Annotated in this window: 12 protein-coding genes; 9 read left to right on the plus strand and 3 right to left on the minus strand. The window is 73.4% G+C overall.

Features of this window, described 5'->3' with window-relative positions; all coding sequences use genetic code 11:
* Complete coding sequence (locus tag ACFWPQ_RS37675; protein WP_089098403.1) at positions 1-201, plus strand: ferredoxin; 201 nt, start codon at positions 1-3, stop codon at positions 199-201.
* Positions 202-290: 89 nt separating this feature from the next.
* Here ACFWPQ_RS37675 and ACFWPQ_RS37680 read toward each other — a convergent pair whose 3' ends face one another.
* From ACFWPQ_RS37680 to ACFWPQ_RS37690, 3 genes are read right to left on the minus strand one after another with little or no spacing between them, the layout of a single operon-like run.
* Complete coding sequence (locus tag ACFWPQ_RS37680; RefSeq protein ID WP_384045222.1) at positions 291-1,187, minus strand: aminoglycoside phosphotransferase family protein; 897 nt, start codon at positions 1,185-1,187, stop codon at positions 291-293.
* Between the two features lie 23 nt (positions 1,188-1,210).
* The gene (locus ACFWPQ_RS37685; RefSeq protein WP_384045225.1) at positions 1,211-1,735 is read right to left on the minus strand and encodes a ferritin-like domain-containing protein; all 525 of its coding nucleotides are present in this window, start codon (positions 1,733-1,735) and stop codon (positions 1,211-1,213) included.
* The gene (locus tag ACFWPQ_RS37690) at positions 1,732-2,208 is read right to left on the minus strand and encodes a hypothetical protein (RefSeq protein ID WP_384045276.1); all 477 of its coding nucleotides are present in this window, start codon (positions 2,206-2,208) and stop codon (positions 1,732-1,734) included. Before ACFWPQ_RS37690 ends, ACFWPQ_RS37685 begins: the two co-directional genes overlap by 4 nt.
* A 376-nt stretch (positions 2,209-2,584) precedes the next feature.
* Here ACFWPQ_RS37690 and rimP point away from each other — a divergent pair, with 376 nt between their 5' ends.
* The 8 genes from rimP to ACFWPQ_RS37730 all read left to right on the plus strand — a co-directional run bounded on the left by rimP (position 2,585) and on the right by ACFWPQ_RS37730 (position 13,939).
* Positions 2,585-3,094 (plus strand): ribosome maturation factor RimP, encoded by a 510-nt coding sequence (gene rimP / locus ACFWPQ_RS37695; protein ID WP_361304882.1) that lies wholly within the window; start codon positions 2,585-2,587, stop codon positions 3,092-3,094.
* Between the two features lie 2 nt (positions 3,095-3,096).
* Positions 3,097-4,083, plus strand: a complete 987-nt coding sequence (nusA, locus tag ACFWPQ_RS37700; RefSeq protein WP_384045228.1) for a transcription termination factor NusA — start codon at positions 3,097-3,099, stop codon at positions 4,081-4,083.
* Between the two features lie 147 nt (positions 4,084-4,230).
* Positions 4,231-4,500, plus strand: coding sequence for a YlxR family protein (locus ACFWPQ_RS37705; protein WP_350792162.1), 270 nt, complete (start codon positions 4,231-4,233; stop codon positions 4,498-4,500).
* Between the two features lie 154 nt (positions 4,501-4,654).
* Positions 4,655-7,762 (plus strand): translation initiation factor IF-2, encoded by a 3,108-nt coding sequence (infB, locus tag ACFWPQ_RS37710; protein ID WP_384045231.1) that lies wholly within the window; start codon positions 4,655-4,657, stop codon positions 7,760-7,762.
* Between the two features lie 386 nt (positions 7,763-8,148).
* Positions 8,149-8,442 (plus strand): DUF503 domain-containing protein, encoded by a 294-nt coding sequence (locus ACFWPQ_RS37715; RefSeq protein WP_046732584.1) that lies wholly within the window; start codon positions 8,149-8,151, stop codon positions 8,440-8,442.
* Between the two features lie 46 nt (positions 8,443-8,488).
* Positions 8,489-8,950, plus strand: coding sequence for a 30S ribosome-binding factor RbfA (gene rbfA / locus ACFWPQ_RS37720; RefSeq protein ID WP_361304888.1), 462 nt, complete (start codon positions 8,489-8,491; stop codon positions 8,948-8,950).
* Positions 8,947-9,852 carry a tRNA pseudouridine(55) synthase TruB gene (gene truB / locus ACFWPQ_RS37725; RefSeq protein WP_384045234.1) on the plus strand — a complete coding sequence of 302 codons (906 nt, stop codon included), beginning with the start codon at positions 8,947-8,949 and terminating at the stop codon, positions 9,850-9,852. Before rbfA ends, truB begins: the two co-directional genes overlap by 4 nt.
* Positions 9,853-10,111: 259 nt before the next feature.
* Positions 10,112-13,939, plus strand: coding sequence for a trypsin-like peptidase domain-containing protein (locus ACFWPQ_RS37730; RefSeq protein WP_384045237.1), 3,828 nt, complete (start codon positions 10,112-10,114; stop codon positions 13,937-13,939).
* The last annotated feature ends 26 nt before the right edge of the window (positions 13,940-13,965 follow it).

Below are 13,965 nucleotides of genomic sequence, written 5' to 3' on the forward strand. Positions count from 1 at the left end.
ATGGACCAGCACATCACCATCGACTGGACGTCCTGCCAGGGCCACGGCCTGTGCGCCGAACTGCTCCCCGAGCACATCACCCTCGACGAATGGGGCTACCCGCTGGTCGACGGCCGTCCCATACCCCCGCGGACGAGGAAACGAGCCCGCAGAGCGGCGGCGGACTGTCCGGTCCTGGCCTTGAAACTGAGGGAAGGCTGAGCGCCCCGAAAGGGGCGCGGGGCTGTATCTGATATGCGGCTCCGCCGCGTGGGCGCGACCAGCCCCCACCGAACCCGCACCCGAAAACGTCAAACCCACCCGGCGAATTCAAGCAACAGCTCCGCATCCCTCGGCCGACCCACCCGAAGGGCCCGCACACCCGACTCCACCGCCCGGAACAGCGTCCACCCCCGCAGCCGCTCCTGGTCGACCTCCAAGGACTCCGCGAGCCGCTTGATCCGGCGCCGGGTGATCGATGCCCCGGAGGGGGACGCGATCAGGTCCTCCACCCGGTCCCGCACCAGTCGGGCCAGATCGAACGCGCAGTCCCCGACCACCGGATCCGGCCCCACCGCCAGCCACGGCATCCGCTCCCCGGCCAGCACCTTGCTCTGCCGGAACGTGCCGTGCAGCAGCCGCGGCTCGGGCGGCGCGGCCAGCAGTTCCTCCCGGGCCGCGACCGCCGCCGCCACCAACGGCGCCACCTCGGCGTCGCCGGCCGCCCGGGCCATCGCCGCGGCCTGCCGCCCCGTCCGCTCGGCCACCGTCTCGAAGACGTGCTCCTCCGGCGGCGGCACCCAGAGCCGCCGAAGCGTCCCCGCCGCCTCCAGCAGCGCCTTCGCCTCGGGCAGCGACCGCACCGAGACCTCCGGATGCAGCCGCTCCAGGAGCAGCACCCCCGCGGCCCCGTCGGCCTCCAGCACCTGCACCGAACCGAGCCCGCCCCAGTGCGCCAGCGCCGCCGCCTCGCTCTCCGGCCTCGCCCGCCGCGGCGCCAGCTTCAGCACGGCAGGAGTGTCGTCCGCCCGCCGCACGAGCAGCACCACACTGCTGCGCCCGCCCGGCACCTGCACCCGCTCGACGGTCAACTCGCGTAGCGCGACGGCCTGTTCCACCGCCTCCGGCAGCTTCTCCAGCCACTCGTCACCGTCCGGCGCCGTCTCACCGAGCGCCCTCACCAGGCGCCGCGGCGGTTCGAAAGCCATACGCGAGTCGTTCCTTTCCAGCTCTAAGGAGTCACTGAAGCCGAGGCCGAGGCCGAAGCCGAAACCGAAACCGAAGCCGAGGGCGAGGCCGATCCACCGGCCGCCGCTCCGGAACCCGCCCGCTCGGCGAGCCCAGGGAAGGCTACGCTCTCCCCGCTCCAGCCCACCGCCCGCACCGCGGCCTCCCGCAGCGCCCCGGCCGCCGAGCCGCGCCGCTCGCCGGAGGACGCCCGGACCAGGTCGGAGTACACGTCGGCCACCCGCTCCTCCAGCTCGGCGGCGAGTCGTACCGCCGTCGCCGGGTCCGTGACGGCGAACGGCAGCGCGTACGCCGCGCTCGCGGCGACGGGCGCACCGCCCAGGTCCCGCACCTCGCGCACCAGGGCGTCCCGGCGGGCCCGGTGCGCGTCGTACGCCGAGCGCGCCTCGGTCAGCCGCTGCCCGCCGATCCGGCCGCCGACGACGCCGTAGCCGTACACCGCCGCGTGCTCGGCCGCCAGCGCCGCCTGGAGCGCATCGAGCAGGCCCGTCTTCTCCTCGTCGCTCACCGGTCCCCCTTCGTCAGCAGGTACGCGTGCCCGGCGCCGGCCGCCGCCACCCCGGCCAGCAGCCGCGCCAGCTCGCCCGGCACGTCGAGCAGCGCCTTGGCCCGCAGGTCGGCGAGGCTCCGCTCGGCGGCGGCCAGTGAGGCCAGCGCGGCCTTCTCGTCGGCGGGCACGGTCGACGAGGCCGACGGGGACGCCGAGCCGGTCGCCGTGGCCGACGCCGAGCCGGTCGCCGTGGCCGTGCCCTCCTCGAACGCCGCCGCATGCGCCGCCACCTCCGCCCGCAACGGCCGCAACCGCTCCGCGAGCCGCGGATGGGCGGCGAGGACGGCGTCGTACTGCCGCAGCAGCCCCCGGCTGTCCCGCGCCGCACGCGCGCGTGCCCGCTCGGACACCGACGGACTCCCACCGCTCGTGGCGGAGTCCGGATCAGCGGAGCAGCCCACCAGCACGGTGGCCGAGGCCACCGAAACGATCAGGCTCCTTCTTCGCAACAGCGAGGGGAACGACACGGCAGACGTCCTCAAGGGGGCTCGTACGAACACACGGGCGGACGTGCACTCCGCCGTGATCACGGTACCTGCGTACCCCCGTAACTGACGTCACCGCCTCGACGCCCCCCGCGATAACCCCCTCAAGGGGCGCGGGGCTGTATCCATATGCGGCTCTGCCGCGTGGGCGCGACCAGCCACAAACCACCCGCACCCGCCCGAACACCACAGCCCCACCCCCACGGGCGCCCGGCTCCCCCCACCGCAGGCACCCGGACGCAACACCCCCCGCGACCCGATACCCTTTGACCAGACGCGCGATCCATCCCACAACAGCACACGCGGCCGAGGAGTCACCCGGATGAGCACCACCCAGAGCGAGAGGCTGCGAGAGCTCCTGGAACCGCTCGTCACCTCCCAGGGACTGGATCTCGAAGAGATCGCCGTGGACTCCGTCGGACGCAAGCGCGTGCTGCGTGTCGTCGTCGACTCCGACGCGGGGGCGGACCTGGACCAGATCGCCGATGTGAGCCGTGAGCTCTCGGCGAGGCTGGACGAGACGGACGCGATGGGCGAGGGGGAGTACACCCTGGAGGTCGGCACCCCCGGCGCGGAGCGCCAGCTCACGGAGCACCGCCACTACCTGCGTGCCGTGGACCGCCTGGTGCGGTTCCAGCTGGCCGAGGACGGGGAGCTGGTCGCCAGGATCCTGGACGTCGACGACGAGGGCCTCGACCTTGAGGTGCCCGGCGTCAAGGGCCGCAAGGCCACCGCCCGCAGACTCGGGTTCGCCGAGATCGGCACGGCGCGTGTGCAGGTCGAGTTCAACCGCAAGGACAAGAAGGACATGACGGAAGAGGAGGAGGCGTAGCCGTGGACATCGACATGAGCGCCCTGCGGGGCTTGGTTCGGGAGAAGGAGATCTCCTTCGACCTGCTGGTCGGGGCGATCGAGTCGGCCCTCCTCATCGCCTACCACCGCACCGAGGGAAGCCGCCGCCACGCGCGCGTGGTGCTCGACCGGGGCACCGGACACGTGACCGTGTGGGCGAAGGAGGACCCCGAGGACCTGGAGGAGGGGCAGGAGGCGCGCGAGTTCGACGACACCCCGTCGGACTTCGGGCGGATCGCCGCCACCACCGCCAAGCAGGTGATCCTGCAGCGCCTGCGCGACGCCGAGGACGACGCCACGCTCGGCGAGTACGCCGGCCGCGAGGGCGACATCGTCACCGGTGTGGTCCAGCAGGGCCGCGACCCGAAGAATGTGCTCGTCGACATCGGCAAGCTGGAGGCCATCCTGCCGGTGCAGGAGCAGGTCCCCGGCGAGACCTACCCGCACGGGCTGCGGCTGCGGTCGTACGTCGTACGGGTGGCGAAGGGTGTCCGGGGTCCGTCCGTGACCCTGTCCCGTACGCACCCGAACCTGGTGAAGAAGCTCTTCGCCCTGGAGGTGCCGGAGATCGCCGACGGGTCGGTCGAGATCGCCGCCATCGCCCGCGAGGCTGGTCACCGTACGAAGATCGCGGTCCGCTCCACCCGTTCGGGTCTGAACGCCAAGGGCGCCTGCATCGGCCCCATGGGCGGCCGGGTCCGCAACGTCATGGGCGAGCTGAACGGCGAGAAGATCGACATCGTCGACTGGTCGGACGACCCGGCCGAGATGGTGGCGAACGCGCTGTCCCCGGCCCGGGTCTCCAAGGTCGAGGTCGTGGACCTGGCGTCCCGGTCCGCCCGGGTGACCGTGCCGGACTACCAGCTGTCGCTGGCGATCGGCAAAGAGGGACAGAACGCCCGCCTCGCCGCCCGGCTCACCGGCTGGCGGATCGACATCCGCCCGGACACCGAACAGGTGCCCGAGTAGATCACCCGGCTGGTGACGCCGGCCCCCGTCCGCGGTTCACCCGGACGGGGGGAATAGTTCCAAGCCGCAGGTCGCTTGGATTACGACAACGGCCGTTCGATCTTTGCCCCGAAGGGGTGAGGTCGGTGCGGGGAGGTAGACTTAGCAGTGTCTGGCCGGACGCGTGCCCGCGCATGCCCTGAGCGCACCTGTGTGGGGTGCAGGCAGCGAGCGGCCAAGACCGAACTGCTGCGGATCGTGGCGGTCGAGGACGAATGCGTCCCCGATCCTCGCGGTACGCTGCCCGGCCGGGGTGCATATGTACACCCCGCCCAGGTCTGTCTGGACCAGGCGGTACGCCGCCGGGCACTTCCGAGGGCGCTCCGCGTCCCGGGTCCGCTCGACGTAAAGGCGTTGCGCCGGTACGTCGAGCAGTAACACCGTAAGAAGCGTCGTTCGGAACGTCCGTGCGGCTCTGGTACCCCGCGAGTTGGAAGTAGGTCGAGATTGCGATGAGCACTCGATGAGCACGCGATGAGTACGCCCATGAAGTAGCAACGGTCCGGACACACCCGGACCTAAAAGGAGCGAAGTGGCTAAGGTCCGGGTATACGAACTCGCCAAGGAGTTCGGGGTTGAGAGCAAGGTCGTCATGGCCAAGCTCCAGGAACTCGGTGAATTCGTCCGTTCGGCGTCCTCGACGATCGAGGCGCCCGTTGTACGCAAGCTGACCGACGCCTTCCAAGGCGGCGGTAAGCCCGCCCCCCGCAAGTCGGCCCCCAGGCCCGCCGCGCCCTCTCCGGCGCAGGCGGCACGTCCTGCTGCCCCGAAGCCGGCCGCCCCGCGCCCGGCTGCCCCGCAGCCCGCGGCGCCGGTCGCGCCCGCGGCCTCGGCGGCTCCGGCCGCGGCCCCGGCTCCGGTCACCCCCGCGCCGGCCGCCTCCGGCCCGCGTCCGGGTCCCAGGCCCGCCCCGCGTCCGGCTCCGGCCGCGCCCGAGTTCACCGCTCCGCCGGCGCCTCCGGCCGCCGCGGCGCCGAGCCCGGCCGCCGCGCAGGGTTCGCGCCCGCAGGGTGCCGGTCCCCGTCCGGGGCAGGGCGCCCCGCGCCCCGGCGGTCGCCCCGCCCCCGGCCAGGGCCAGGCCCGTCCGGGCCAGGGCGGCGGTCAGCGTCCCGGTGAGCGCGCCCCCCGTCCGGGCGGTGCCCGTCCGGCCGGTCCGCGTCCGGGCAACAACCCCTTCACGTCCGGTGGCTCCACCGGCATGGCCCGCCCGCAGGCCCCGCGCCCGCAGGGCGGTCCGCGCCCGGGTGGCCCCGGTGCCCCCGGCGCCGGTCCCCGTCCCCAGGCGCCCGGCGCCCAGGGCGGCGGTCCGCGTCCGCAGGCTCCCGGCGGTTCCCGTCCGAGCCCGTCCGGCATGCCCCGCCCGCAGGGCGGTCCGCGTCCCGGCGGCGGCTCCGCGGGTCCGCGTCCGAACCCCGGCATGATGCCGCAGCGTCCCGCTGCCGGCCCGCGTCCCGGCCCCGGTGGCGGCGGTCGCGGTCCCGGCGGTGCGGGTCGTCCCGGCGGCGCCGGTCGTCCCGGTGGCGGCGGCGGCTTCGCCGGTCGTCCCGGCGGTGCCGGTGGCGGCGCCCGTCCGGGCGGTGGCGGCGGCTTCGCCGGTCGTCCCGGCGGTGCTCCCGGTGGCGGTGGCGGCGGCTTCGGCGGCGGTCCCGGCGGTGGCGGCGGCGGTCGTCCCGGCTTCGGCGGTCGTCCCGGCGGTCCCGGCGGCCGTGGTGGCACGCAGGGCGCCTTCGGCCGTCCCGGCGGTCCGGCGCGTCGCGGTCGCAAGTCGAAGCGGCAGCGTCGCCAGGAGTACGAGGCCATGCAGGCCCCGAGCGTCGGCGGCGTGATGCTGCCGCGCGGCAACGGCGAGACCATCCGTCTCTCCCGCGGCGCGTCGCTCACCGACTTCGCGGAGAAGATCAACGCCAACCCGGCGTCCCTCGTCGCGGTCATGATGAACCTCGGCGAGATGGTCACGGCCACGCAGTCCGTCTCCGACGCGACCCTCGAGGTCCTCGCCGGCGAGATGAACTACACGGTCCAGATCGTCAGCCCCGAGGAGGAGGACCGCGAGCTGCTCGAGTCCTTCGACATCGAGTTCGGCGAGGACGAGGGCGACGAGGAGGACCTGGTGGTCCGCCCGCCGGTCGTCACCGTCATGGGTCACGTCGACCACGGCAAGACCCGACTGCTCGACGCCATCCGCAAGACGAACGTCATCGCGGGCGAGGCCGGCGGCATCACCCAGCACATCGGTGCCTACCAGGTCTCGACCGAGGTCAACGACGAAGAGCGCAAGATCACCTTCATCGACACCCCGGGTCACGAGGCGTTCACCGCCATGCGTGCCCGTGGTGCGAAGTCGACCGACATCGCGATCCTGGTCGTCGCGGCCAACGACGGCGTCATGCCGCAGACGGTCGAGGCGCTCAACCACGCCAAGGCGGCCGACGTCCCGATCGTCGTCGCGGTCAACAAGATCGACGTCGAGGGTGCCGACCCGACCAAGGTGCGCGGTCAGCTGACCGAGTACGGCCTGGTGGCCGAGGAGTACGGCGGCGACACCATGTTCGTCGACATCTCCGCCAAGCAGGGTCTGTACATCGACGAGCTGCTCGAAGCGGTCGTCCTGACCGCGGACGCCTCGCTCGACCTGCGGGCCAACCCGGCCCAGGACGCGCAGGGCATCTCGATCGAGTCCCGCCTCGACCGCGGCCGCGGTGCCGTGGCGACGGTCCTCGTCCAGCGAGGCACGCTGCGGGTCGGCGACACGATGGTGGTCGGCGACGCGTACGGCCGCGTCCGGGCGATGCTCGACGACAACGGCAACAACGTGGCCGAGGCCGGCCCGTCGACGCCGGTCCAGGTCCTCGGCCTGACCAACGTCCCGGGTGCGGGCGACAACTTCCTGGTGGTCGAAGAGGACCGTACGGCCCGACAGATCGCCGAGAAGCGCGCCGCCCGTGAGCGCAACGCCGCGTTCGCCAAGCGCACGCGCCGCGTCTCCCTCGAGGACCTGGACAAGGTGCTCAAGGCCGGCGAGGTCCAGCAGCTCAACCTCATCATCAAGGGTGACGCTTCTGGTTCCGTCGAGGCCCTGGAGTCCTCCCTGCTCCAGCTGGACGTCGGCGAAGAGGTCGACATCCGCGTCCTGCACCGCGGCGTCGGTGCGGTCACGGAGTCCGACATCGACCTGGCGATGGGCTCCGACGCCATCGTGATCGGCTTCAACGTCCGCGCGGCCGGCCGCGCGGCGCAGATGGCCGAGCGCGAAGGCGTGGACGTCCGGTACTACTCGGTCATCTACCAGGCGATCGAGGAGATCGAGGCGGCCCTGAAGGGCATGCTCAAGCCGGAGTTCGAGGAGGTCGAGCTCGGTACGGCGGAGATCCGCGAGGTCTTCAAGTCGTCCAAGCTGGGCAACATCGCCGGTGTCCTCATCCGCTCCGGCGAGGTCAAGCGCAACACCAAGGCGCGCCTCCTCCGCGACGGCAAGGTCATCGCGGAGAACCTCAACATCGAGGGCCTGCGTCGCTTCAAGGACGACGTCACCGAGATCCGCGAAGGGTTCGAGGGCGGTATCAACCTCGGCAACTTCAACGACATCAAGATCGACGACGTCATCGCGACGTACGAGATGCGCGAGAAGCCGCGGGTGTAACGCCCACGGTGGGTAGCCGGCCGACGGGAGTTCGCTTCCGTCGGCCGGTACTTTTCCCGTCGGGACACGCCCGCCACGGGGCTCCGCCCCGGACCCCGACCTCGCCCACCCACCACCCGACTCGGTGAGCTGAAAAGGTGCCCCCTCGGGCGGTGCCTTCTCGGCCGCCCGAGTCGGGTGGTGGGCGGGCGAAGGTCCGGGGTCCGTGGCGGAGCCCCGTGGCGGCGCCTCGCAGCCGACCGAGTCGGGCGGCTGGGTGGGCGGCTGGGTGGGCGGCGAAGCGGACCCCCATCGCTGGGGAAAGTCGGTCGAGCCCCCGGCAGGGACGGGGTACCGTTCCTGACAGGGCCATCGATCCCGTGCCGGCGGGTTAACCGGATACATACATGTACGTGGGGACTCTGTCCTTCGACCTCCTCCTCGGCGACATCCACTCGCTCAAGGAGAAGCGCTCCGTCGTCCGCCCGATCGTCGCCGAACTCCAGCGGAAGTACGCCGTGAGCGCGGCCGAGGTGGACCATCTGGACCTTCATCGCAGGGCCGGCATCGGCCTTGCCATGGTCTCCGGCGACGCCGCGCATCTGACCGACGTACTCGACCGGTGCGAACGGCTGGTCGCCGGCCGCCCCGAGGTGGAACTGCTGTCCGTGCGACGGCGTTTCCACGGCGACGACGACTAGACCTGAGACTTGAGAACGACAAGAAGAAAGAACGGGAGACGGACCAGTGGCCGACAACGCGCGGGCTAAAAGGCTGGCGGACCTCATCCGAGAGGTGGTGGCCCAGAAGCTGCAGCGCGGGATCAAGGACCCGCGGCTCGGCACCCACGTCACCATCACGGACACCCGGGTCACGGGTGACCTCAGGGAGGCGACCGTCTTCTACACGGTGTACGGCGACGAGGAGGAGCGGAAGGCCGCCGCCGCCGGTCTGGAGAGCGCCAAGGGCATTCTCCGGTCCGAGGTCGGCCGGGCCGCCGGCGTGAAGTTCACGCCGACCCTCGCCTTCGTCGCGGACGCCCTGCCGGACACCGCCCGGAACATCGAGGACCTCCTCGACCGGGCGCGCCAGTCCGACCAGAAGGTCCGCGAGGCCTCCGCGGGCGCCGACTACGCCGGAGACGCCGACCCGTACAAGAAGCCGGGTGCGGAAGACGAGGCCGACGAGACGGACGACGCCACCGAATGACCAGCAAGCCCACCCCGCCCGACGGCCTTGTCATCGTCGACAAGCCGTCGGGCTTCACCTCGCACGACGTCGTCGCCAAGATGCGGGGCATCGCCCGCACCCGGCGCGTCGGGCATGCCGGCACCCTCGACCCCATGGCGACGGGCGTCCTCGTCCTCGGCATCGAGCGGGCGACGAAGCTCCTCGGGCACCTCGCCCTCACCGAGAAGGAGTACCTGGGGACGATCCGGCTCGGCCAGAACACGGTCACGGACGACGCCGAGGGCGAGATCACCTCGTCCACCGACGCCTCCAAGGTCACCCGCGAGGCCGTCGACGCCGGCATCGCCAAGCTGACCGGCGCCATCATGCAGGTGCCGTCCAAGGTCAGCGCCATCAAGATCGACGGTGTCCGGTCGTACAAGCGCGCCCGGGACGGCGAGGACTTCGACATCCCGGCCCGCCCGGTGACCGTCTCGTCGTTCGCCGTGTACGACGTCCGGGACGCCGTCGCCGAGGACGGCACCCCCGTCCTCGACCTGGTCGTCTCCGTCGTCTGCTCCTCCGGCACCTACATCCGCGCCCTCGCCCGCGACCTGGGCGCCGACCTGGGCGTCGGCGGCCACCTCACCGCGCTGCGCCGCACCCGCGTCGGGCCGTACAAGCTGGACTCCGCGCGCACCCTCGACCAGCTCCAGCAGGAGCTGACCGTGATGCCGATCGCGGAGGCGGCCGGGGCCGCGTTCCGCCGCTGGGACGTCGACGCGAGGCGGGCGCGCCTGCTCACCAACGGCATGCGCCTGGAGATGCCCGACGAGTACGCGGGCATCGGTCCCGTCGCCGTGTTCGACCCCGAGGGCCGCTTCCTGGCGCTCGTCGAGGAGCAGAAGGGCAAGGCGAAGAGCCTCGCCGTCTTCTCCTGAGCCCGCGGAGTCCGTCGGGCCCTGCCCGTGGAGCGGCGACCACGGGGTCTGGCGCCGCCGCCGCTCCACGGTCCCCCCTCGGTTCCCCCACCCCTAGGGTGTATCCACCCGCCCCGGCCTATTCACCCGACCGAGCAGGCGCTCGGAGTGAACCGGGGGAGCAGAGGGGGGCGCGTTCACCGCCCGCTCTGTCCCGCTGATCATTTCGCCCCTACGGTCGAAGTCGAGGGCACGGATGTACGGGCGGGGAGGTTCGATCATGGCGGGACGGGGCCTGCGGACCGGGAGCGGTCGCCGGACGGCGGACGGTGCGCGGGAGGCGGAGAAGGAGACGGGACCGGGGCTCGACGAGCGGCTGGTCCGGATCCGCGACCTCGCCGGACGGCCGCGCGGCACCGGCTTCCTGGCCGATCATCACGGCACGCTCATCACCAGTCACGAGGCCGTCGACGGCCTCGCCCGGATCGTGCTGCACGCGGCCGGGGACCGCACCTGCGTGGTCGGCTCGGACGCCGTCGTCCCGCTGCCCGCCTACGACCTGGCCCTGGTCCGCACCGAGGGCCTGGCCGTGGACCCGCTCCCGATCACCGTACGGGAACGCATCCCGGCCGGCGCCTACGTCCGCATCGCCGCCGACCGCTGGCGAGAGGCCCGGGTGCTGGCCGCGACCCAGGTGACGTACACCGCCACCGACCGCTTCCATCTCCTGGAGGACGCCCTGGAGCTGGCGATCGGCACGGCGGGCCGGGACGCGCTGCGACTGGGCGGCGGGGCGGCCGGCGGCCCGGTCCTCGACGCGGAGACCGGCGCGGTCCTGGCGGTCCTCGGCACCGCCCTCCAGTCCGGCCAGCGGGACGTGGGCTTCGCCGTCCCCCTGCACCACCCCGACAGCGGCCCCTTGGCCGACCTGCTGGCCACCAACGCGGCCACGGTCCCGGCGTACGGCATCGACCTCAACCTGGCCGGAATCCTGGAACTGACGGCGACCTCGGTAGGCCAGGACGGCCCCCCGGGAGCCCTGGCCGGCTACGTGGGCCGCAAGACCCCCCGCATGTCACCGCCCCACACCGGCGCACCCCACACCGGCGCACCTCACACCGGCGCACCCCACACCGGAACGCCCCACCCTGGAGCGCCCCGCACCGGAGCGCCCCAAAGGGGCGCGGGGAACTGCGCGACCAGCCACAGCGCACCCGCAGCCGCTCCACCACCTTTCACGGCACTCGTAGGCGAATACACCGACCCCGTACAACCCGTCGAACGATCGACCATCTCAACGGAGCTGTCCGCCTTCGCCGAAGGCACCGGTACCGGAAAAACCACCGGGACCGTCCTCGCCCTCGTCGGCGCCCCCGGAACCGGCCGCACCACAGAACTCGCCGCCCTCGCCGCCCGCCGCAACCGCGAAGCGAACCCGGCCCCCACCCTCTGGCTCCGTGGCGCCGACCTCAAGGACGCCGACGACTCCGTCGCCTCCGCGGCCCGCCGCTCCCTGGAACGCGCGGTCCGGATCGTCGCCGCCTCCCGTTCCCAACTCCCCGGTGACCTGGGCGAGTTGAGCGTGGAACGGCTGGCCCGCCTCGCCGCCCGCGCCGGCCGTCCGCTCCTCCTTCTGCTGGACGGCCCGGAGGAGATGCCCCCGGTCCTCGCCCACCGGCTCCCCGCCTGGACCGAGGGCACCGCGGACTGGCTGCGCGACACCGGCGCCCGCCTGCTCGTGGCCTGCCGGGAGGAGTACTGGGAGCGCGCCGGCGCCGAATTCCCCCCCGACCTCCTGCACGGACACGGCAACGCACCCGGCAACCGTCATGGCAACGGACACGGCAACGGTCATGGCACCGACGGCGACCCCCCGTGCATCCGGCTCGCCGACCTCACCCCCGACGAGGCCCGCCGCGCCTGCTCCCGCTACGGCATCCCCGACGGCGCCCTCATCGACCGCGACGCTCGCCACCCCCTCGCCCTGCGCCTGCTCTCCGAGGTCCGCGCCGCCCTCCCGGACGCCCCCGCCGCCGACGACCCCATCGACCGGCACGACGTCTTCGCCGCCTACCTCGACCTGATGTGCCTGCGCATCGCGGTCCGGCTGGCCGCGGAGAACGGTCTGCGCGGTACGGCCGTACGCCGCCTCGCCGCCCGGGTCTCCGGGCAGGTGCACGAGGCCGCCCGGCGCAGCCTCGGCCCCGGGCAGGGCGAGTTGGACCGGGAGTCGTTCGAAGCGGTGTTCCCCTGGGGGCCCGTCCCGGCCCACCTCGGCGGCGGCTCCGGCTGGGCCTCCGCCGTCCTCACCGAGGGCCTGCTGGTGCCCGCCGGCGGCGGCTACCGCTTCGCCCACGAGGAGCTCGCCGACTGGATCCAGGGCATGCACCTGGACCTGGACGAGGCCCTGCACGCCCTCGTCCACCGCCCCCGCACCTCCCTGGGCGCCCACCCCCTGCCCGTCCCGCACCACAGGGTCGGCCCGGTCGTCCAGGCCCTGCTGCTGCTCGACCGTGACTACGGACCGACCCAACTCACGCCCCGGCTCGACGAGTTGACGCACGCCCTCGACCTGGACCCCGGTTCCTGGTGGGCCGCTCGCCTGATCGCCCAGACCCTGTTGCGGCTGCCCGACGCGACCCCCTACACCGGGGTGCTGCGGCGGCTCGCCGACCGCGTGGTGGGCGAACAGCGCACCCCGTCCCCCGAGTTCGGGCCGGACTTCTGGACCGCGCTCGCCCTTCCGGCCGCCGACCGCTTCGATCTGCTGCGCAGGCTGGTGCTGGCCGACGAGCCGCTGCCGGAGAGCGCGGGCATCGGCCGCTTCGGAGCCAGGCCGACCCGGCCGACCGGGCCGCCGACCCGTCCGCCGGCGGAGGAGCCCGAGGGCACGGCAGCCCCGCGCTTCCTGGACGCCGTGGCCCGGCTGCTGGCCGCCGACCCCACCGCCGTACAGCCTTATCTCACCCGGTGGTTCGACGACGAGCGGCCGTTGCCCGCGATGCCGCACGCCACCGTGGCGACGGCGGCCCAGGCGCTGCTGCACACCCATCGGCACCGGGCCCTGGACGACCTGACCGAGGTCCTGGTGGACGCGGCGCACCGGCGCGGCGACGAACTGCTGGCCGTACTCGCCGAGGACGAGCCGTCGGCGGTGTGCCGGGCCGTGGACCGCTGGGCGCACGACGAGCGCCCGGCCCGCCGGGTGGCCGCCATGGCCCACGGGCTGCGCACCGCCCCGCACGTCCGCAGCGAACCCGACCGCGAACTGCTCCGCTATGCCGCGCTCGCCCTGCTCGCCCGCCCCGCCGACTGCACCGTGCACGGCGGCGCCCTCGCCCTGCTGGTCCGTGACCCGGCGACCCGCGCCCGCCATCTCCCGCAGGCGCTTACGCACTTCACCACCGGCGACCACCAGCTCACGCCCGCCGCCCTGGTCCCCGCCCTGGTCACCCACCCCGACGAGATCCTGGAGGCCTTCCGCGCCCGGCTGCGCGGGCCGGACGCCGCACAGGTGCTGCGCACCCTCGCCCACGTCACCACACCCATGCTCGCCCAGCGGGTCACCGAACTGGTCCTGGAGGCCGCCGAGCTACGGCCGGACCTCGCCGGGCAGGTGGCCGGGTTCGTGGAGCGCCGCCTCGACCAGGGCGCCGAGGCCCGTACCGTCCTCCTGCCCCTGGTCACCGAGCTGCTCGACGACGGCCCCGAGCCGGTCCGGGCGGCCCTCGCGACCGTACTCGGCGCGGCCGGCGCCCCCGCATCCCGACCGCTGCGCCAGGAGCTCCTGGAGTTGCTGCTGGACCGTGAACGGGACCCCGGCGTCCTCGACGCGCTGCTGCACGCGGCCGCCGCACAGCGCGGGGCCGACACCGACGGCGACGGGATGCGCGAGCTGGTCAGGCGCACCGGGCTGCTGCTCGTCCGTACCCCGGACGGGGCGACCCTGTTCGACCGCGGCCTGGTCGACCTCGGCCGGCACGTGCCCGGATTCGCCGCCCTGATGGCCCGCTGGCTCACCGACACCCCGCAGGAATGGGCCGCGGTGGTCGGCCCGAGCACCCGGCGGATGCTCGGGAACCTGGCGGGCGTGCGGGTCCCCGCGTGACCGCGGACACGTGCGCCCGGTCACAG

It is taken from the genome of Streptomyces sp. NPDC058464 (assembly GCF_042721035.1).
GTDB lineage: Bacteria > Actinomycetota > Actinomycetes > Streptomycetales > Streptomycetaceae > Streptomyces.

What these genes read in the sequence shown, in the direction of transcription:
- ACFWPQ_RS37675 (WP_089098403.1), top strand. Translation starts at nt 1, where the DNA reads ATGGACCAGCACATCACCATCGACTGGACGTCCTGCCAGGGCCACGGC.
- ACFWPQ_RS37680 (WP_384045222.1), bottom strand. Translation starts at nt 1,187, where the DNA reads ATGGCTTTCGAACCGCCGCGGCGCCTGGTGAGGGCGCTCGGTGAGACG.
- rimP (WP_361304882.1), top strand. Translation starts at nt 2,585, where the DNA reads ATGAGCACCACCCAGAGCGAGAGGCTGCGAGAGCTCCTGGAACCGCTC.
- ACFWPQ_RS37715 (WP_046732584.1), top strand. Translation starts at nt 8,149, where the DNA reads ATGTACGTGGGGACTCTGTCCTTCGACCTCCTCCTCGGCGACATCCAC.
- truB (WP_384045234.1), top strand. Translation starts at nt 8,947, where the DNA reads ATGACCAGCAAGCCCACCCCGCCCGACGGCCTTGTCATCGTCGACAAG.
- ACFWPQ_RS37730 (WP_384045237.1), top strand. Translation starts at nt 10,112, where the DNA reads ATGGCGGGACGGGGCCTGCGGACCGGGAGCGGTCGCCGGACGGCGGAC.